General features: G+C 58.8%; 18 protein-coding genes. 11 read left to right on the forward strand and 7 right to left on the reverse strand.

Annotated elements, in window-relative coordinates; all coding sequences use genetic code 11:
• Positions 1-189: 189 nt before the first annotated feature.
• On the reverse strand, positions 190-1,608 hold the full coding sequence (locus J2Y86_RS22790; RefSeq protein ID WP_253436701.1) for a PLP-dependent aminotransferase family protein: 1,419 nt from the start codon (positions 1,606-1,608) through the stop codon (positions 190-192).
• A 148-nt stretch (positions 1,609-1,756) separates the two neighbouring features.
• Between J2Y86_RS22790 and J2Y86_RS22795 the strand changes: the two genes are divergently transcribed.
• From J2Y86_RS22795 to J2Y86_RS22840, 10 genes are all read left to right on the forward strand, one after another.
• On the forward strand, positions 1,757-2,857 hold the full coding sequence (locus tag J2Y86_RS22795; protein ID WP_253436704.1) for a hypothetical protein: 1,101 nt from the start codon (positions 1,757-1,759) through the stop codon (positions 2,855-2,857).
• A 42-nt stretch (positions 2,858-2,899) separates the two neighbouring features.
• Entirely contained in the window at positions 2,900-4,180 is a 1,281-nt protein-coding gene (locus J2Y86_RS22800; protein WP_253436707.1) for an ATP-grasp domain-containing protein, read from the forward strand.
• 50 nt (positions 4,181-4,230) lie between these two features.
• The gene (locus J2Y86_RS22805) at positions 4,231-4,728 is read left to right on the forward strand and encodes a RidA family protein (RefSeq protein ID WP_017340366.1); all 498 of its coding nucleotides are present in this window, start codon (positions 4,231-4,233) and stop codon (positions 4,726-4,728) included.
• A gap of 83 nt (positions 4,729-4,811) precedes the next feature.
• Complete coding sequence (locus tag J2Y86_RS22810; protein ID WP_253436710.1) at positions 4,812-5,279, forward strand: cupin domain-containing protein; 468 nt, start codon at positions 4,812-4,814, stop codon at positions 5,277-5,279.
• Between the two features lie 195 nt (positions 5,280-5,474).
• Positions 5,475-6,131, forward strand: a complete 657-nt coding sequence (yfcF, locus tag J2Y86_RS22815; protein ID WP_253436713.1) for a glutathione transferase — start codon at positions 5,475-5,477, stop codon at positions 6,129-6,131.
• A 33-nt stretch (positions 6,132-6,164) separates the two neighbouring features.
• On the forward strand, positions 6,165-7,505 hold the full coding sequence (locus tag J2Y86_RS22820; RefSeq protein WP_253436716.1) for a KamA family radical SAM protein: 1,341 nt from the start codon (positions 6,165-6,167) through the stop codon (positions 7,503-7,505).
• A 24-nt stretch (positions 7,506-7,529) separates the two neighbouring features.
• Positions 7,530-8,402, forward strand: a complete 873-nt coding sequence (locus tag J2Y86_RS22825; RefSeq protein WP_253436719.1) for a branched-chain amino acid aminotransferase — start codon at positions 7,530-7,532, stop codon at positions 8,400-8,402.
• Positions 8,403-8,423: 21 nt separating this feature from the next.
• On the forward strand, positions 8,424-9,182 hold the full coding sequence (locus J2Y86_RS22830; protein ID WP_253436722.1) for a TauD/TfdA family dioxygenase: 759 nt from the start codon (positions 8,424-8,426) through the stop codon (positions 9,180-9,182).
• A gap of 67 nt (positions 9,183-9,249) precedes the next feature.
• The gene (locus J2Y86_RS22835; RefSeq protein WP_253436754.1) at positions 9,250-10,209 is read left to right on the forward strand and encodes a diiron oxygenase; all 960 of its coding nucleotides are present in this window, start codon (positions 9,250-9,252) and stop codon (positions 10,207-10,209) included.
• 14 nt (positions 10,210-10,223) lie between these two features.
• Entirely contained in the window at positions 10,224-11,024 is an 801-nt protein-coding gene (locus J2Y86_RS22840; protein ID WP_253436757.1) for an N-acyl homoserine lactonase family protein, read from the forward strand.
• Between the two features lie 110 nt (positions 11,025-11,134).
• Here the strand turns inward: J2Y86_RS22840 and J2Y86_RS22845 are convergent, their stop codons facing one another.
• From J2Y86_RS22845 to J2Y86_RS22870, 6 genes are all read right to left on the reverse strand, one after another.
• A complete protein-coding gene (locus J2Y86_RS22845) occupies positions 11,135-12,562 on the reverse strand; it encodes a PLP-dependent aminotransferase family protein (RefSeq protein ID WP_253436760.1) in 1,428 nt (475 codons plus the stop codon).
• A 221-nt stretch (positions 12,563-12,783) separates the two neighbouring features.
• Complete coding sequence (locus J2Y86_RS22850) at positions 12,784-13,488, reverse strand: hypothetical protein (protein ID WP_253436763.1); 705 nt, start codon at positions 13,486-13,488, stop codon at positions 12,784-12,786.
• A 91-nt stretch (positions 13,489-13,579) separates the two neighbouring features.
• Positions 13,580-14,089 (reverse strand): DUF6622 family protein, encoded by a 510-nt coding sequence (locus J2Y86_RS22855; RefSeq protein WP_253436767.1) that lies wholly within the window; start codon positions 14,087-14,089, stop codon positions 13,580-13,582.
• Positions 14,090-14,255: 166 nt separating this feature from the next.
• Positions 14,256-15,569 (reverse strand): hypothetical protein, encoded by a 1,314-nt coding sequence (locus J2Y86_RS22860; protein ID WP_253436770.1) that lies wholly within the window; start codon positions 15,567-15,569, stop codon positions 14,256-14,258.
• Between the two features lie 311 nt (positions 15,570-15,880).
• On the reverse strand, positions 15,881-17,401 hold the full coding sequence (locus J2Y86_RS22865; RefSeq protein WP_253436773.1) for a sensor histidine kinase: 1,521 nt from the start codon (positions 17,399-17,401) through the stop codon (positions 15,881-15,883).
• Positions 17,398-18,114: a response regulator transcription factor gene (locus J2Y86_RS22870; RefSeq protein ID WP_084320741.1), complete on the reverse strand. Its 717-nt coding sequence runs from the start codon at positions 18,112-18,114 to the stop codon at positions 17,398-17,400. The genes J2Y86_RS22865 and J2Y86_RS22870 overlap by 4 nt, the downstream gene beginning before the upstream one ends.
• 151 nt (positions 18,115-18,265) lie before the next feature.
• On the opposite strand from J2Y86_RS22870, the gene msrB reads away from it, so the two are divergent.
• Entirely contained in the window at positions 18,266-18,784 is a 519-nt protein-coding gene (gene msrB, locus J2Y86_RS22875) for a peptide-methionine (R)-S-oxide reductase MsrB (protein WP_253436776.1), read from the forward strand.
• Positions 18,785-18,811 lie beyond the last annotated feature (27 nt).

An 18,811-nucleotide genomic window follows, 5' to 3' on the forward strand; every position in this document is an offset into this window, starting at 1 on the left:
TGGCGGTGGATGTCATGCCGCCAGCAACTGCCGTGTCGGACACGGTCAATGTGGCGAGGGGATTCATCCCCGTTCGGCTGCGCAGCAGTCGCATAAGCCTGTAAATGCGGTGTTTCAGAAGAAGTTGAGGGGGGAGCGCTTCGCACTCCTGCGGGAGCAAGCTCCCTCGCCACAGGGGGAGTGAAGCGGTTACGTTTTGTAATCGTCGAGCAACCGAAGGAACCGTTCCCGCACCTGAACGTTATCGCTGTGCGCCACGTTGAAACGCAGAAAATGACTGGCATCCGGTGCTTTGCTGAGCAGGGTGCCAGGCGCCAGCACCAGGTCGATGTCCAGCCCTTTCCTCGCCAGCGTTTCGGCATGATGCCCGTCGGGCAATCGCGTCCAGATGAACAACCCTTCATGGGGCAGCGATGAAACGGAACAACCCGCCTCGACCAGCCAGTTCGATACCCGACTGCTCGATTCGTAAAGCCGGTCCACCGTGCGCCGGGTGTGTTTGGCGTAGCTGCCATCACTGAGCATCGTGCAGATAATCTGCTCCGCCAGTTCCGACGTCATGCCACCGCAGGCCATTTTCAGGGTGACCATCCGTGCCGCCAGCTGTGGCGAAAGAACGGCATAGCTGACACGGCTGTTCGCCGTCAGGGTCTTGGAGAAACCGGACACGTAACTGACATTGTCCAGCCCGCCCGCCGCCAGGCGTGGCGTCGTTCGTTGCTGCATGTCGCAATACAAATCGTCTTCAACGATGTGAAAACCATACCGGTGGCTCAACTCCAGCAAGCGATAAACCTGCGCCGGGGAGAACGAATGCCCGGTCGGGTTGTGCAGGGTGTTGTTGGTCATGTAGAGCACGGGCCGATGGACGATCAGCAATTGCTCGAAGGCGTCCAGGTCCATGCCGTCGACGCCGCGGTGGATGGTGATGACCTTGGCGCCATGCAACGCCAGATTGGTGTGCATGGTGAAGTAACACGGGTCGTCGAGCAGCACCGTGTCGCCGGGTTTGACCAGCAGGCGCATCAGCATGTCGATGGCCTGCACGGTATTGGCGGTGGTGATGATCTGGTCCACCGGCACTTCGATGCCCAAGGTCGCCAGTTTGACCCGCAGCGCTTCGCGCAGTGGCAGATAACCGGCGGCGACGCCGTATTCGCCCATGCGCAGGGAAGTGGCGCGCAGGGTGCCGCGCACCGCTTTCAACAGTTCGTCTGCCGGCAGCCACGAGGAAGGCAGGAAACCGGCGCCGGGGCGCAGCGCACCGTTGTCCTGCAGTACCGCGCGGCGGACCACGCTCAGTGTGTCTTGAGGTTGCAGGTCCGGGCCGGCATCAGACTTGTGCGTGAGACTGGAACGGTGCACGTAATGCCCCGAACCCTGGCGTGAAACCACCAGACCCTTGGCCCGCAAGCGATCCAGCGCATCCACCACCGTGGACTTGCCCACGTTCATCAACTCGGAGAGTTCGCGAATCGGTGGCAGCCGCGAACCGTGAGGCAGCCCGCCCTGGCTGATCGCCACCGACAATTGATCGACGATCTGCTGGACCAGCGGTACACCCGGCTGGAACTCGATAGCGGCGATCACTGCACGCTGAACCTGCATTTTACTGGTCTCTCCGGCAGTAAAGTTCGTTTGATTCTATACGAACTTGCTCTGATGAAAACAAGCGACTCTCTCTACCATCACCTTACAGACTTTCCTGATTGTTCGCGCTGGACGCCTGAACAATCGCTGGTTCCAGAGGTGTTGCATGAGTGTTCAAACTACGGTCGCCGTCGCCAAACCGGTGATCAACATCCGCCTGTTCACGATCCGGATCATCACCGCCGTGTCGCTGTTTGCCGTTCTGGGCAAGGCCAACGTCTGGCTCGACACCGCCACCAACAGCATCCTCGCCCTCGGGTATCGGGCGCTATTGCTGTTACTACCGCTGACGTTGCTGGTACTCGGCCGCCGCTCCCTCAGCGTTACGCTGATGTGCGCCGCCCTCGGCCTGGTGTTGCTGGCGGTCACCAGCAACCAGGGCATGGTGATGTTCGCCGCGGCGTTGTTCGCCTACGGCATTGCCATTGCCGGCTACCTGATCAAGAGCGAAGCCGCCCAGACCAAAGAGGGCGCAGCCTACAACCGAGTCGCCATGAACATGGGCAGCCTGGTGGCGGGGCTGATCCTGCTCTCGCCGCTGCTGACCCCAACCCTGTTTTTCCTCGGCGCCGCAGGTTTCGTCCTGCTGTGCCTGCCCATCGCCATGGGTGCGACCTTCACCACCCAACCGGTGGTTGCAAGCCCGGTCGCCCACGATGGCAGCGGCTGGCGCAACAAGCTGCCGTGGGTCATCGCCGGCATCATCATGGGCATCAAGCTGTTTGGCGTGTTCTCGATTTTGCCCCAGGCGATCCTGCTCAAGACCGGTGAATTGCCGGCCTGGTATGGCTTGATGCTGATCCTCAACAGCGCCGTGGTGGTGTTCGCCCAGGTGCCGGTGATGAAACTGATCGAGCGCACCGGGCGCTTCAAGGTGGTCGCTGTCATCGGGATCATCATCGGCGGCTTCGCCGTGCTCTCGTCGCCGGCCGCGTTCCGCGTCGAAACCCTCGCCGGGGCGTTGATCTGGGTCGCGCTGCTGTCCATCGCCGAGTGCGCGTTCAGCTACCTCGATTACTTCTCCGTCAAACAGAACAACATGTTCGTCAAGGAAGTGTCCCTGGGCGTCGGCGCCGGGCTGACGGTGCTGATCATGCGGGTCATGCCACCGCCCTATAACGCCTTGGTACTGGCGGCCATCGGCGCGGGCGGCATCCTCGCCTGGTACTGGCTCAACCGTAAATCCAACGCGTCATTGCACGACTGAGTCACCGCGTTTGCGCTTTTCACTCCACAGGTCGGAGGCTTCATGAATACGACGTCATGCGTAGTAGTGGTCGGGTACAACGGCAACCGGGTTCACGATATCCGGAAGCTGCGCGACCTCTGCAAGACGCTCTATAACGCCAGGCTGATCCTGGTGGTCGAGCAGATTCAACCCGATGACGATCAGGTGGCGGATCACGTCTGCACGGCCTCGATGGCGCCGCAGGACATCGCCGATTCCGTCGATCTGCTGGTCGGTTGTCTCGGTGCCGATTGCTGGAAGCTGATCGGCGTCCTGCCATTTTCCGACCGTGGCGTGTTGCTCGGTGCCGCGTTGGCCACGCATTTCGGCCTGCCCGGCATTACCCCCGGCGAAGCGCGGGCGGGGCTGGACAAACAGATTTTTCGCAAGCTCGAAGCGGCCACCGACACGGCGCCCGACGATTACCGTCCGGTGTTTTCCGCCCGTGTCGAAAGCCTCGGCGAACTGCGTCAGCGGGTGGTCGAACTGGGCGGCAAAGCCTTCATCAAACCGGCCTGCGAAGGCGCGAGCCGAGGTTGCCGGGTCATCCATCATCCGTCCGAATGTGACGAGGCCTGGCAGGCGCTCAAGCCCTATCGCGAAGGCGGCATCGTCCTCGAAGAGTTGATTCAGAACGCCCGGGAATACAGCTGGGATTACGTCGCGGGCAGCACTTGGGTCACCGAGAAAACCACCACCGAAGGCGCCTATCGCGCGGAGATCCAGCAAGTGGTGCCGGCGCCGTTGGCGGCTGACGTCCAGGCGCGCCTGGCGGCGGCCGGCCGGCACATGTCCGGACTGGTCTCGCTGGAAAACGGCGCCTATCACAACGAGATCTTCCTGCGCCGCGACGGCCTGACCTCGGCGGTGGAAACCAACATGCGCCCCGGAGGCATGCACATCTGGGACCTGGCGCGTCTGGCGTTTGTCGATTTCGATCCATGGGAACGCTGGGTCCGCTGGGCGGTGGAAGGCAAGGTCGACCATCACGACCCCGTTGCCCGCGGCTATTGCGGCATTCGCCTGCTCCGGGCGCCGGCCGGTGGTCTTTTGCGCTACGTGCCGGACATCGAATCCCTTGCCCGGGAGCTGGACATCGAGCTGGTCGAGGCGGTGTACGCCAAGCGCCTCAGTGATTCCGTCACCGCACTGGTGAAGGACAACACGTCGTTTATCGGCCACGTCGTTTTGTTCAGCGAAGACTACGGGCAGCTCAGCGACAACTTGCTGCGGCTGGCAGAGGCGATCGAATCGCGCGTCGAAGTCACCTGTCTGGCGGCGCCGGCGAGAGCCGTGGGTTGAGCCTTCGGGATCAAAGTTTCAAGCATTATTGGTTTAAGAGGGTTGAGTGAATGATTGAGCAAAAAATGTCGTGTGACGAACGGTTCATCGCCCTGGCGAAAGAACTCAACTACGACATCTACGGCGAGAACACCGTGGGCGGACGTTACGCACCGCTGGTGCGGCATCACGATGAAATCTACGTCAGCGGCCTGGTCCCGCGCATGAGCGGCAAAATGCAATACCCGGGCAGGGTCGGGCTGGAACTCAGCCTGGCGGATGCACAAGCGGCCGCCAGCATCAGCGCCATGCGCGGGCTGGCACTGATCGTTGATGCCATCGGTTCGCTGGACAAAATCAAGTCGTTGATACGGGTCACGGTGTACGTGAAGTGCACGGCGGACTTCGTTGATCTCAGTGAAGTGGCCAACGGTGCATCGGATGTCTTCAGTCATGTGCTGGGCGATGCGGGGAAACATACCCGAACCACTGTCGGCGTCTATCAGCTACCGAAAAATGCCGCCGTGGAAGTTGACATGATCGTGGCACTGCGGCCTTCGGTATTGTGAGTGTTAGTTGGTCGACTTTACAGTGATCGATAGTTCGCCTAGTGTCTGGTCACTTAAAGTCGATAATAAGTCGGTGTGTGCGGATGAATAACATTAAAGGCGGTTTTTTTTCATATAAGGACTTTCGCCAGAGTTTGAACCGACCGCCGGTCAATGCGCGGGTGTGGACAGGTGATGAACTCACCGGCATGCGTCAGCAGCTCAAGGACAGCGAGGTCGATATTGTCGCGCTGGCTCACGCCGACGACACTGAAGGCTGCAAGTTGACGCCGGGGATGGCGGTGTCCATGCAATGGTTGAAACCGGGCACGTCGCTGAATGGCCATGCGCATTCGTGGTGGCACCTGTTCATCATTCAGTCCGGCAGCGGCGCGTTGACCCTGGGCGATGCCGATGCAGTAAACGTCAGCCCTGGCGACGTGTTGCTGGTGCCGGCCTGGACCCGGCACGGCTTCGTCAACACCAGCACCACTGAACCGCTGGCCATGCTGAACATGAGCAACATGCCGCAAATGGCGCAGCTCTCCAATGCGGCAGACGCCACGGTCTGACACGCTCGATCTTCACCTCTGTTACCCACCAGGGAGTCCGCATTCGCAGGCTCCCTTTTTTGTTTCTGCTCGCTGTGTTTTTGAAGTTCTGTATCCGTAGAAACAGATAATTTCTGTATCTGTTCAGCGCTTAACCAACTAACTACGATCGTTTCCAATGCAACGGATTATTGTGGTTAAGCAAGGGAGCGTTCTATGGAAAGTACGAAGCTGAAACTGTATGTCGGCGCAGATTTTGTCAGTGCTTTTGCAATGTCGGCATTTGTAGCGTTGAAAGAAAAGCAACTTTCGTTCGAACTTGTCACGCTGGACTTGAAAGCGCGTGAGAACTATCAGGCGAGTTATCAAGATATTTCGTTGACCTGCAAGATCCCCACGCTGGTTCACGATGGTTTTGCGCTGTCGGAATCTTCGGCCATTGCCGAATACCTGGAAGAGATAGCACCAGGGCATCCAAAACTGTTCCCGCTGGACATCAAGCAACGCGCCCGCGCCCGTCAGCTCCAGGCGTGGTTGCGCAGTGATCTGCTGGTCATTCGCAAAGAGCGTCCGGCAGACCTCATTTACTTCGGCCAAAAAGATAACTCCCTGTCTGACGAGGCGCTGGCCGCTGTCGACCGACTGTTCTTTGTGGCGGACCGGTTGCTGGAGGAGGGCGCCGATCACCTGTTCGGGGACTGGAGCATCGCCGACACCGACCTGGCAATCATGCTCAACCGACTGGTCGCCAATGGTGATCGGGTGCCTGAGCGGCTCGCGGCGTATGTGCGCCGGCAATGGGATCGCGACAGCGTCCGGGCCTGGATGGATATAGAGCGCGCAGCGCCGGCCATTTTGCCCTTGAAACATTAAGGCCCACGCCAGGCAATCATCAGGAGCGCTGCCATGCAGGGACTGTCGGAGCAGGAAAGATACAAACCCTATAACTCACGCACCATTCGCGACACGCCGTACTGGCAAAAACTGACACCTGCGTTGCAGGAAGCCATGACGGTGGTGGCCCGGGTCATGCCGTTTCGCACCAATGAATATGTGCTCGGTACGCTGATCGACTGGAACAACATTCCGGATGATCCGATTTTCCGCATGACCTTCCCCCACAAGGACATGCTGCTGCCGGACGAGTACGCGTCGCTCAAGCAACTGATCGAACGGGATGACGCCGTCGCCATCAAGCGTCGGATCGAAGCCATCTGGCTGCGCATGAACCCGCATCCGGCCGGACAGCTGACACACAACGGCGTGACCCTCGACGGAAAAGTCCTGCCTGGCATACAGCACAAGTACCGCGAGACTGTGCTGTTTTTCCCTGGTGCCGGTCAGACGTGTCACGCGTACTGCACGTTCTGTTTCCGCTGGGCGCAGTTCATCGGCGAGGAAGAACTCAAGTTCAACGCGCGTGAGTCCCAGGAGCTGGTGAATTACCTGCGGGTGCACACCGAGGTAACCGACGTGCTGATCACCGGTGGCGACCCGATGATCATGAACACCCGGTCGCTGGCGGGGTACATCGAGCCGCTGCTGGAACTGCCTCACCTCAAAAGCATCCGCATCGGCACCAAGTCCGTGGCGTATTGGCCGCAGCGGTTTGTCAGCGACAAGGACGCGCCGGAACTGCTGGAGCTGTTTAAACGGATCGTCGCGGCGGGCAAACACCTGTCGATCATGGGGCACTACAACCACCCGGTGGAGATCCGTCAGGACATCGCCCGCCAGGCTGTCGAACGCATTCGTTCCACCGGGGCGACCTTGCGCATGCAGGCGCCGGTGATCCGCCACATCAACGAAAACCCCGCCGACTGGGCGGCGCTCTGGACCGAGGGCGTGCGGTTGGGGGCGGTGCCTTATTACATGTTTGTCGAGCGCGATACCGGGCCGAGCCACTACTTCGCGATGCCGCTGGTGCGGGCGTTCGAGATTTTCCAGGCGGCTTACCGAACGGTGTCCGGGCTGGCGCGCACGGTGCGCGGGCCATCGATGAGCACGTTTTACGGGAAGGTCTTGATCAACGGCATCGAGACCGTGGCCGGGGAAAAAGTCTTCGTGTTGCAGTTTCTTCAGGCGCGCGATCCGCAGTGGGTATTGCGCACCTTCTATGCGCGATTCGATCCGCAAGCAACCTGGTTCGACGAGTTGCGACCGGCATTTGGTGAGCGCACGTTTTTCTTTCAGCCGGAGCCTGTTGCAGCGCCCGAATTGATACCGGTCTTGCTCGAAACGGCGTAGGAAAATTCATCAGGAGATAGGGATATGAGCGGCATTCCGTTTGATCAGCGAGAAGGTTTTATCTGGCTCGACGGCGAGTTCGTCGAGTGGTCCGAGGCGCGCTTGCATGTGCTGACCCATGGTTTGCATTACGCGAGCACCGTGTACGAAGGGGAGCGTGTCTACAACGGCAAGATCTTCAAACTGCGTGAGCACAGCGAGCGGCTGTATCGCTCGGCGCAGTTGATGGATTTCGCGATTCCCTATGAGCTGGCCGATCTGGAAGCGGCCAGTCATGAACTGTTGCAACGCAACAAGGTGGTCGACGGTTATCTGCGGCCGGTGGCGTGGCGCGGCAGTGAAATGATCTCGACTTCGGCCCGTTTCAACCGCGTGCACGTGGCGATCGCCTGCTGGCAATGGCCGAGCTATTTCGATCCGGCTGGGCACATGGGCGGCATCCGTTTGAAGACCGCCGAGTGGCGTCGTCCGCCACCCAGCAGCAGCCCGTTCGAGGCCAAGGCGTCCGGGCATTATCAGATCGCCACGCTCAGCAAGCACGATGCGGAAAACAACGGTTATCACGATGCGCTGATGCTCGACTGGCGCGGCCACGTCGCCGAAGCCACCAGCGCCAACGTGTTCTTCGTCAAGGGCCGGACGCTGCACACGCCGCTGCCCGATTGTTTCCTCAATGGCATCACCCGCCAGACCGTTATCGAATTGGCCGGTGCGCTGGATTACCAGGTGGTCGAGCGCACGATTCTTCCTACGGAGCTTGGCGAATTCGATGAGTGTTTTCTGACGGGCACCGCCGCTGAAATCACCCCCGTACAGAGCATCGACGAACAGCGCTATCGACCGGGCAACGCCTGTCGCGAATTCATTGCCGCTTACACCTCAACCGTTAACGCCTGATAAACCGCCAGGAACACCACCATGTCAGATCAAGGGATTGTTGCGTCTACACCTTACGTTTCACTGGGCCATCGCCATGATGAATTGTCGTCCCGTGGCTGGACGGTGCTGACGCCAGGCGAATTTGCCTACGATGTCGTCGGCACGTTGCAGGCGTTCGGCCGGATCATTCCGCAATTCAACGGGCAGACGGCGTTCGCGATCACCCGCAAGCCGGGCTATGAAGCGTTGCCGTACTCCCAGAGCATGAACGGCATCGGCCCGCACACCGAAGCGCCGGTCTATGGACCGCCGCCGCGTTATCTGGCACTGCATTGTCACCAACAAGCGACATGCGGCGGCGGGCATACGGGGCTGGTAGACGGGTATGAGCTGCTGAGGTTCCTGGAGCGCACCGAGCCCGAGTTGCGTGAATGGATCGACGACACGCCCGTAGAGTTCGTCGCCACCGCCAAACCGGGTGAGGCGGCGCAAACCAGGGTCAAGGAGTACATCCTGACGCCTACAGAAGAAGGGGACATTTTCCGCTTCAGCTACAACCAGTTTCACTACGGCGACGTGAATCCTTCCGTCGAGGATTTGCAGCAATCGAAGGTGGCCAACAGCTCATCTCCACTGGCGAAGTTCGCGGTGCTGGGCGAGGAGTACTTCATTCGGAACAACACGCCGGTGCTGATTCCCGACGGCTGCATGCTGATTTGGGACAACTGGCGAATGATCCATGCCCGTAGCCGATACACTGACCCGGCGCGAAACCTGACCCGCTACTGGCTGGCCTGATTCATCCGTCGCCCACCATTCCATTGGCGTACCCCACGGCGGGTACGCGTCCTACAGGTATCGCGTCATGCAAACAGCAATCGAGATCGCCAAGGTCGATCATCAACTGGTCGTTCGGCTCAATCAGGCCTGGACCAAAAGGGCCACGGTGTGCGCGCCGGACAAGGCCTCGGTCAGCGAAGCGTTCGACCCGGCGCGCCCGGATTATCCGGAGTGCATGGTGCCGTTTTTCCATCACCCGAAATTCCAGGCCCTGAGCGACGAGCTCAAAAGCACCGTGGTGACCTGGGGCTGGATCGGCTACAACCTGCGCACGGTCACGGCCGAAGAGCACGTTGTGAACCCGGCGCTGAGCGTCATCGCCAATCAGTACCTGGGTAAAAACGACTGGCATTTTCGCGAGGCGATGCAGCAGACGTTGATCGACGAGCACTACCACACGCTCATGCACCTTCGTGCCATCGAGCGAACCAAAGAGGACCGCGCACTCGATCAGGACCTGGAGTTGCCGCCGTCGGTCACCTACCTGAGACTTGTCGCGCTGCGTGAAACGTTGCCCGAGCAATGGCAGCGCGACCTGGCGGCGATCACCTTTGCAGTGGTAGCCGAGATCAGCGTCAACGCTTACCTGGATCTGCTGGCCGACGATCAGACCATTCAGCCGCAAAACCGCCGCGTGGCAGAGCTGCATAACCGCGACGAATACGCCCACAGCAAGATTCTCGCTGAAGTGGCGAAAGTCATGTACGCGAACATGCAGGTACCTCAGCGGGCATTTTTCGCACAGACGTTGTCGGAGGCGCTGAGTGCCTTTGTCGCTCAGGACTACTCGATGTGGGAGGCGATTCTGACGCAGCTTGGCGTCGAGGATGCGGCGCTGATCATTGCCGATACCCGGGAGAGCAACAAGAACGCCACGATCATGCGTGACTACAGCGGCCTGCATCGTCTGGCGCAGGATCTGGGGATTACCGACGAGATTGATTTCGACTTCCGACCGACTCTCAAAGCGGCGGCCGTGGCCTGACTCAGGAGGTGAAAATGTCCGTTCCTGTGTACGAAGTGTTTGCCATCCGTGTCGGCGCCAATGCCCAGCGCACCGCCCGGGAAAACTTTCTTTACGACGCCTGCTGCGGTGATCCCAATGCGTCGATGCCACTGGATTACTACTTCTGGGTCATTCGCAACGAGCAACAGGTCATCGTGGTCGACACCTGTTTTCAACCGGCTACGGCGGATCGGCGTAACCGTCAGATGTATCGCCTGCCGGAAGAATCCCTACGTCAACTGGACATCGATCCGGCGCAGGTCGAGAACCTGATCCTCACCCATTTGCACTGGGATCACGCGGGCAACCTGGGGCTGTTTCCGAAAGCCACGGTGCATTTGCAGGAAGCGGAATTGCGCTTCTGCACCGGGCCGAAAATGGCCCATCGCACGGTGAACAAAACCTACGAAGTCGACGACGTGATGTCGGCGTTGCCACCGCTGTTCGAAGGCCGGATGCGCTTGCACACCGGTACGGTCGAGGTGGTTCCCGGCGTGACGCTGCACCCGGTGGGCGGGCATACGCCGGGCAGCCAGGTGGTACGGGTGAACACCGAACGCGGGTGGATTGTTCTGGCGTCGGATGCTGCGCATTTGTGGGCGAACATTCGCCAGCGCAGTCCGTTTCCGATACTGGATGATCTGGCGCAGACGCTTGAGGCGTTTATCGAAATCGACCGTTTGGCTGACAGCGAGGACCACGTCATTCCCGGTCATGACCCACTCATTGCCGAGCGTTTCCCGCACTGGAATGACGACCCGCATATCATTTGCCTCCACCAACCCCCGGCCTGAACGCATTCCCTGTAGGAGCGAGGCTTGTCCGCGAAGAACGATAACGCGGTCATTCAGGAGAACCGCGTTATCGTTCTTCGCGGGCAAGCCTCGCTCCTACAGGAGATGTGTCAGCCTTGGTTTTTGAGGAGTTGGCCTAACGTCGCCAGTGCCTCATCAATCTTCGGCGAAAACGGCGCCCCACACCCAATCCGCACAAAGTGATCGAAGCGCCGGGTATTGGAAAAGATAACCCCAGGTGAAACCTGGATCCCCACCTTCAACGCCTCATGAAAAAGCGCCATGGACGAATGTCGAGGTGACAGTTCCACCCACAGCAATGTGCCGCCCCGAGGGTCGGTCACGCAGGTGCCGGGTGGGAAGTAGCGGGTGATCGCGGCACTCATCTGTTGGCGTTGTTGCGTCAGGGTTTTCCTCAGGCGACGCAGGTAACGCTCGTAGGACGGTGTTTTCATGAACGCACCGACCGCCAATTGCGACAATGCTTCACAACCGCGGGTCTGGGTGTGTTTGAGCATTTCCACGCGCTCGTGCCATTTCCCTGCGCTGATCCAGCCCAGGCGCAGGCCCGGTGCCAGGGTTTTGTTCAACGAGGCGCAATAGATCACGTTGTCACTGCGATCCCAGTGTTTAAGGGTGGACAGTGGTTGCTCGGTGTCCACCAGATCACCATAGGTGTCGTCTTCGATCAGCACCGTGCCGTGCTCGGCACACAATTGCACCAGCCGCGCCTTGTTGGCGTCGGGCATGATGCTGCCCAGTGGATTCTGCAGGTTGGGAATGACGATCAGCGCCCGAATACGTTCGGGCTTTTGCAGCAGTTGTTCCAGTGCAAACAGATTGATGCCCGCGTGGGCCGTCGCCGGGACTTCCAGTGCGCGCAGGTTCAGGCTTTCGAGAATTTGCAGCAAACCGTAGAAGGTTGGCGACTCCACGGCCACGGTGTCACCGGGTTGGGTGACCGCGCGCAAGGCCAGGTTGATCGCTTCGGTTGCGCCGTTGGTGATCACAATCTTCTCGGCGGTCAAATTGGCTTTGGTGGTCAGCGCCCGTCGCGCCAGGATGTTGCGCAATGCGAGGTTGCCGCTGGTCGAGCCTTGAATACCCAGCAGACGCTGATCCTGACGCAGCGCCTTGATCATGTGCTCCTGCAAAATCTTCAACGGGTAGAGCTCCGGTGCACAGTAGGCACTGGCGAAATTGACCTTGATCGTCGCACGCTGGCTGGCCTTGAGCACCGATGACACCTGCTCGTGAATGCCGAAGTAGACGTCGGTGTCGAGGGGCGGGGGAGCAGTCACGACAGGTTTGGGCAAGGTGTCGGGCTGGCGAATGTAGTTGCCGGAACGCGGGCGGGCTTCCAGGACGCCGTAGTCTTCAAGCTCCCGGCAAACCTGCACGGCGGTCGACAGGCTGACGGCGTGTTTTTCCATCATCAGCCGAATGGAGGGGAAACGTTCACCGGTTTTCAAGGTGCCGCTGCGGATCGCGTCAAGGTAATGATTGGCTAACTGACGGTACAAAGGGGTTGTGTGCATGATGACCTCAGCAATCGCACCACTGAAGTCTTGAGCTGGAAAGTGAGTTGACGCTCCCCGCAGGCGGACCCGTGGTGCTCAAGGGTGAAGGGAAGTGTTTATTCGGGTGTCGATACTGTGAGAGTAATCGGGCTTTTAGCGGAATCGCGGGCAATAAAAAGCCCCGCTCTAGGGCGGGGCTTTTAGGTCAGTGGCGCCTGAAGCGCTGCTGATTGATCGTGTTACTGCGCGGCGATGCTGTAGCCATCGAATGCGGTTTGCTGCTGAAGCGCGGTAATGATGTTCTTGCGGTTGACCGCTTGTTCAGTCCCGGCGCTGTCCAGGAACGTTTCGCTTTCCAGCTCGGCTTCATCGCCCTCACCGACGAACGTGAAACCCAGGAATTCCAGCGCTTCACGGTCAACGTTCAGTCGCGAGCGGGGTGTACGCAGCGGCAAAGTGACGCTCACGCCATCCTTGCTGATGGTAAACACTTCGACTTCTTTCTTGGCACGAGCCGTTTTGCTCTTGCCACTGGTCGGGTTGCTGATGGCCTGATGCGTCTGGTTCAGCACCTTCAATGCCAGGCCGTAGACGATTTCCTGAAACGCCGGATCGTCCTTGAAGCTGGAAAGAATTCGGCTGATCGAGAACTTGCTGCTCAGGTCTTCGAGAGCGGCGATGTCGGCCGCTTCAGCGTCCTTGAGCTGCTTGAGTTCGCCCATCAGTTCGTAGGCTGTGTCGTCGTCGAAGCGGTCGTGAGCCTGACGAATCGCGGCGCGCAGCTCGCGGATCTGATCGCTTTCACGGGTGGACTGGAAAGCATCCAGGACCATCTCGCTGATGGTCTTGGCCTGGGGCACGTGCTGTGAAAGATTGATGGAGTTTTCGTATTCCGCTTTGGACGACAAGGTGACTACGGATTCAGCGGTATTGGAATCGGACATTGAAATTTCACTACTTCTTTAAACTTGGGTTGAGGCGAGAAAGCGCTGGGCCTTTTCAGGCCGCCTAATCTATTGGACCGGGGCGGCGTTGTCACGGATTCCTGGCGGGTGCGGTCTTCAGGGATCGGAACATCTGATAAAACCTGATCGACCGTCCGCAGAACAAACCGCTCGCAAAGCCTGATGCACAGGCCTTGAGCAACACCATCGGCAGCGTGGCCGAGTGCTCCGGATCAACCGCTGCCTGATAGCCAAAGAAATAGTTAACGGCGAAAAACAGCAGGTAGAGCACCAGGGTTTTTGCGGTGCCCGGCACGATCAGTGCGGTACCAGCGTCATCCAACTCCACCCCTTTGCGCGAAAAAACCGCCAGCGCAACGATACTGCCGAACATGATCGCGACCAGCCAGCAGCTTAGGGCCAGTATTGGAGGGAGCGTCAGATCCAACGAATACAGCGACCAACCGAGTAGGGCCGGTGGCGTGCTCAGCAGTGCGGTTTTGCTTTCGCGCGTCGGGGAGAGAGTTTTGAAACCAAAGTAGCAGAGCAGCATAAGTACCGTGTAAACCCACAGTGGTGTATTTTCCAGAACATTCAACATCGCGCAGCGTCCTTGCCGAAAAATAGTACTGGGATGATAACCGCTGTGGGACTTGGGTGGACCGTAAAGTGTAATCAATTGAACACGTTTTGGAAGTAGCTAAATAAGCGGTGTTGACAATCACTAGCAATTAACTGTGTGGTGTGAAGGTTAGGGTTGAAAGTGTTCATTGCGCCCCATTGCTCAAGCCGGACTTCTGCCCAATAGGACTTACTGCTTTAACATACCAGGTACGTACCGGTTGCGCTTCCATGGGCGCGGTAAAGGATGTACCTGTTACATTAGAGTGTTTTACCGGGTCTGGGTTTGTTGACGATGTGTAGTAAACCTCATACCCGACAGCGCCAGGCGACGCGTCCCAGAAAAATACAATCCTAGGTGGCGTTGGCGTAAAATACTGTTTTCTAAAATTTTTGGGGGTGTCTACACCGTAATGAGCCATCCGCTGTGCATTTTCACGCCAGACTCGCGCCATATCGGCGGTGGCGGCATCGCCGCGCGGTTCTCCGTTCTCATCAAGAACTAAAGGTGTCGAATAAAAAGGTTCTGGCCCGTGTTCGGTACACATAATTGAAGTCTTATACCCAAAGTTGTAGCCCTGAGCGGGATCGTTAGGTGAACACCTGTTCTTGGCACCGGCATTGACTCCCACTGCGGCACGAAAGTAAGTGCTATAACCCATGAGCGTTATACGGTTCGGCCCATCAAAAGCCAGCCAAGCATACTTGTAATCATGATCGATAAAAAAGCCTGCCACAATATCAGGGTTATATAGCTCTATGATTGGTATCAAAATGGGACTAAGAGACCAAAATAGCGAGGGACTTAAAGCGAGGTCTGCCTCAACAATCGTAATCCCTGCGAGTTCAAGTGAAACGTTTGTAACCAGGGAGTTTCGAAGAGCTAGGTTTACCGTCTCCAACTCTGCCAGTGCATATGCGCGAGCGTCGACAACCCTATCAGCATACGGGCGAGAGTAAGCTACAAGTACTGTAATGATAAAATTTTCATTGGCGGCAGTTGGCTTTGCTGGGGGAGATACCGTGGATGAATCATTTGCTCTTTTAACGACGCCGTCCAATATGGACGCAGGAGGTTTTTCCGCGGTGAATCTACTCTGGCCATCTGTATTGATCCGTAGAACGCCCACAGTACCCTGTGTATCAACTATCGCCGTCAGACTACCGTCCTTGGCTCGGACAGTAACTAGTGATCCAGTAGACTCATCAGTCCGTAAATTACCACTCTCAATGGTGTAACCATCGACTATTCTCGAACTCGATCGCTCAAACCGGGAAGACCCGATAAAAGGCTTGTATAGCTCGTCCGTGCTCTTGGCTGCAACATTTTCGGTTACCCAGCTTTTTGATTGGGTGCCGGCAGGCGGCGTTGGATGCGTACACGCAATAAGCAACGCTGTCAGCGAAGTAATACACAGCATCCAGAAAGGTCGCCGGATGGCTTCTGTAATATTAAGCATGATTCTTCTCCCTTGAAGAATACGATCGATGTAATAACTGCCCTTGTTCACAGGCCTCAGCAGTCATAGAACATTTAACGCACATTCTCAGGGGAGGGGATACTGTCAAAGTTGACAGTTCTAAGAGCTTTTTTTGTTGGCCAAGCTCCAAAACGGGGGCGATGCTCTTCCAACCGAAGATGTGCTGCCTGACACACCGCAATCGCGAGCAGGCTCACTCCTACAGAGATCTCCTGCGTAAGAGGGATTTGTGTGCCACTCGGTTCAACTGTGGGGAGTGAGCCTGCTCGCGATGCGGGCACCACGGTCTTTCAGACATGCCTCGGCGTATTCAGATTCATCGAACGCACCGCCAACGCCGTCGCAGTCTCCTCATCCATAGGCAACGAAAACACAAACGTGGCCCCTTGCTCCGGTACATCCACCAGCCGAATCTCTCGGCCATGCAGCTGCAGGATCCGCTGCACAATCCGTAATCCCAAACCACCGTCACGCCGCGCACCGCCGATGTTGAACGGCCGTAAAAACAACCCTTCGCGCAGCTGCGCAGAAATACCTGGCCCGCTGTCGCAGACGGTGATCTCGACAAACTTGCCCAGCGGTACCAGGCTGATGCCTATTTTCCCGCCCACTGGCGTATGACGCAGGGCGTTATCGAACAGGTTGGTCAGTACCCGCTCGATCAGCCCAAGGTCGGCAAACACCCCGGGCACCGTTGGTGCAAAGCTCGCCTTCAACTGCACCTGGCGCGCCTCGGCGGTCAGTTCGAATTTCTGGAAGATGTCCTGCACCAGGTCGGTCAGGGAGAAGCGCTCCAGCACGGGCTGCACGAAACCGTGTTCCAGGCGCACCAGTTCCAGCAGCGATTGCGCCAGACCGCCGACCTTGCGGCTTTGATCCAGAGCGATGCCCAGGTAGCGGCGACGGTCGGTGGGGGAGAGCGTGGCGTCCTTGAGCGACAGGGTTTCCAGATAACCGTGCAGCGACGCCAGAGGCGTACGCAGGTCGTGGGAAATGTTCGCCACCAGTTCGCGGCGTTCCTGATCCTGGCGGGTCAGCGAACGCCATTGTTCGCTGAGGCGCGCCTGCATCTGGCGGAAGGTGGCGTCGAGAATGGCGATTTCGTCGTGACTGGCGGTTTTTTCCACCGGCGCCGGTTCAGGTGCCGTTGCCGGGACGCCGTCGATATCGAACTGGCTGACGGTTTCGGTCAAACGGCGCAACGGCCGGGTGATCAGCGCAAACGCGGTGAGACCGGCAATCAGGCAGAGCAATGCGACCAGTCCGATCGACAGCAGGGCCGTGTTGAGGGCTGCGCTGGTGGCGCCCCGTTCCGCCAGGCGATCGTGGTCTTCGCCGAGCAACACCACGTAAAGATAACCGACAGACTTGCCGTCGACCTTCAGCGGCGCAGCGCTGAACACTTTTCGGGCATCGACGCTGCGCGGGTCGTCGCCGAGAATCGGCAGGGCATCACCCTTGAGCAGGCGCTGGATGGGCGCAAGGTCGACCCGTTCCCGGTGAATCCGGCCTTCGGGGGCTGCGCTGCCGACAATCCTGCCCCCGATGTCGAGCAGATAGACCTCGACACTGGGATTGACCAGCATCAGCTTGCTGAACAGGTCACGCACGGCATCGGGCATCAGGCCCTGGGTGTCCATCAGCACCGTGTCGCGGGCGATATGTTGGGCCAGGTCCCGCGACAGTCCTTGCACCACTTCCTGTTCATGCATCTGGTTGGAACGCACCTGCATCCAGGCCGAGGTGCCGCAGCACACCAGCAACAGCACGGCGAAAACCAGCGACAGCCGTTGCGTCAGGGTCAGACTCATGGCTGTTCCTCCCTGGCCGCGAATTTGTAGCCTCGACCCCACACCGTGAGGATGCGCACCGGTTGTGCCGGATCGGCCTCGATCTTTGCGCGCAGACGGTTGATGTGGGTATTGACCGTGTGCTCGTAGCCTTCATGGCTGTAACCCCACACGGCATTGAGCAGGTCCATGCGCGAAAACACTTTGCCAGGCTGGCGGGCGAAGAAATACAACAGGTCGAACTCCCGTGGCGTGAGGTCGAGACGCCGACCGTCGAGGGACACCTCGCGGGTGATCGGGTCGATGGAGAGGCCGTCGATGATCAGGCTGCCGGCGTCCATTTTCAGGTTGCGCGCCATGGCGTCGACCCGTCGCAGCAGCGCCTTGACCCGGGCAACCAGCTCGAGCATGGAAAAGGGTTTGGCCAGGTAGTCATCGGCGCCGAGTTCCAGCCCCAGTATCCGATGCACTTCGCTGGAGCGCGCACTGGTGATGATGATCGGGGTGTAGCGGGCCATGGCACGGGCGCGGCGGCAGATTTCCAGGCCGTCGACACCCGGCAGCATCAGGTCGAGGATCAGCGCGTCCCAGTTTCCTTGTTGCAGCAAGCGCATGCCTTCATCGCCATCGGCGCAGTGCACTACCTCGAACTGCTCATCGCGCAGATGCAGGCAGATAAGGTCGGCGATATGCAGGTCGTCCTCGACCACGAGGACGCGTTTGGTCGGTTCCATCAGGCTCAATCCTTCGGCGCAATGAGCGCATTGTGCGGGTTTTCCAGGGCCAGAGTTATCACGAATTGTTTAACTTCCCGTGAGGATTTGGCGAACAACCCAAGCCTAGGCTGTGTTCCATGAAAGGCACTTTGGATTGTTGGAGGCGGCCATGTTTTCACGGCGACAATTTCTACTGGTAAGCGGCGGGCTGGGGGCTGCAGCCCTGGTGATCGGTGTATTGCCAAAATTTGCCGCCCGTTCCGCACTGGTCAGCGAGGCCAGTGCCGAGGAGGTTTTCGAGGTGACCCACAGCGACAGCGAGTGGCGCGCCCTGCTCAGCGACGAGCAGTACGAAATCCTGCGCGAGGAGGGCACCGAACGGGCCTACAGCAGTGCGCTGAATAACGAGCACCGTGAGGGCACCTTTGCCTGTGCCGGTTGCGACCTGCCGTTGTTTTCATCCAGCACGAAGTTTGACAGCCGCACCGGTTGGCCAAGTTTCTGGGCCCCGCTGGAAAAGGCCGTGGCGACCCGTCAGGACCGATCCTTCGGCGTGCTGCGCGAAGAGGTTCACTGCCGGCGTTGCGGCGGTCATCTGGGGCATGTTTTCGATGACGGGCCCAAGCCCACCGGCCTGCGTTACTGCATGAACGGACTGGCGATGACCTTCAAGCCACAGGCGGCTTAACCCTCTCTTTCACTTCATGCAGGTCGA

Origin of the sequence: Pseudomonas migulae (genome assembly GCF_024169315.1) — a bacterium.
Lineage (GTDB): Bacteria > Pseudomonadota > Gammaproteobacteria > Pseudomonadales > Pseudomonadaceae > Aquipseudomonas > Aquipseudomonas migulae_B.

Excerpts from the sequence above, each read along its gene's own strand:
- J2Y86_RS22845 (WP_253436760.1), bottom strand. The coding sequence starts at position 12,562 with ATGCACACAACCCCTTTGTACCGTCAGTTAGCCAATCATTACCTTGAC.
- J2Y86_RS22855 (WP_253436767.1), bottom strand. The coding sequence starts at position 14,089 with ATGTTGAATGTTCTGGAAAATACACCACTGTGGGTTTACACGGTACTT.
- yfcF (WP_253436713.1), top strand. The coding sequence starts at position 5,475 with ATGGAAAGTACGAAGCTGAAACTGTATGTCGGCGCAGATTTTGTCAGT.
- J2Y86_RS22865 (WP_253436773.1), bottom strand. The coding sequence starts at position 17,401 with ATGAGTCTGACCCTGACGCAACGGCTGTCGCTGGTTTTCGCCGTGCTG.
- J2Y86_RS22860 (WP_253436770.1), bottom strand. The coding sequence starts at position 15,569 with ATGCTTAATATTACAGAAGCCATCCGGCGACCTTTCTGGATGCTGTGT.
- J2Y86_RS22825 (WP_253436719.1), top strand. The coding sequence starts at position 7,530 with ATGAGCGGCATTCCGTTTGATCAGCGAGAAGGTTTTATCTGGCTCGAC.
- J2Y86_RS22795 (WP_253436704.1), top strand. The coding sequence starts at position 1,757 with ATGAGTGTTCAAACTACGGTCGCCGTCGCCAAACCGGTGATCAACATC.
- J2Y86_RS22850 (WP_253436763.1), bottom strand. The coding sequence starts at position 13,488 with ATGTCCGATTCCAATACCGCTGAATCCGTAGTCACCTTGTCGTCCAAA.
- J2Y86_RS22800 (WP_253436707.1), top strand. The coding sequence starts at position 2,900 with ATGAATACGACGTCATGCGTAGTAGTGGTCGGGTACAACGGCAACCGG.
- J2Y86_RS22830 (WP_253436722.1), top strand. The coding sequence starts at position 8,424 with ATGTCAGATCAAGGGATTGTTGCGTCTACACCTTACGTTTCACTGGGC.
- J2Y86_RS22840 (WP_253436757.1), top strand. The coding sequence starts at position 10,224 with ATGTCCGTTCCTGTGTACGAAGTGTTTGCCATCCGTGTCGGCGCCAAT.
- J2Y86_RS22790 (WP_253436701.1), bottom strand. The coding sequence starts at position 1,608 with ATGCAGGTTCAGCGTGCAGTGATCGCCGCTATCGAGTTCCAGCCGGGT.
- msrB (WP_253436776.1), top strand. The coding sequence starts at position 18,266 with ATGTTTTCACGGCGACAATTTCTACTGGTAAGCGGCGGGCTGGGGGCT.
- J2Y86_RS22835 (WP_253436754.1), top strand. The coding sequence starts at position 9,250 with ATGCAAACAGCAATCGAGATCGCCAAGGTCGATCATCAACTGGTCGTT.
- J2Y86_RS22805 (WP_017340366.1), top strand. The coding sequence starts at position 4,231 with ATGATTGAGCAAAAAATGTCGTGTGACGAACGGTTCATCGCCCTGGCG.
- J2Y86_RS22810 (WP_253436710.1), top strand. The coding sequence starts at position 4,812 with ATGAATAACATTAAAGGCGGTTTTTTTTCATATAAGGACTTTCGCCAG.
- J2Y86_RS22870 (WP_084320741.1), bottom strand. The coding sequence starts at position 18,114 with ATGGAACCGACCAAACGCGTCCTCGTGGTCGAGGACGACCTGCATATC.
- J2Y86_RS22820 (WP_253436716.1), top strand. The coding sequence starts at position 6,165 with ATGCAGGGACTGTCGGAGCAGGAAAGATACAAACCCTATAACTCACGC.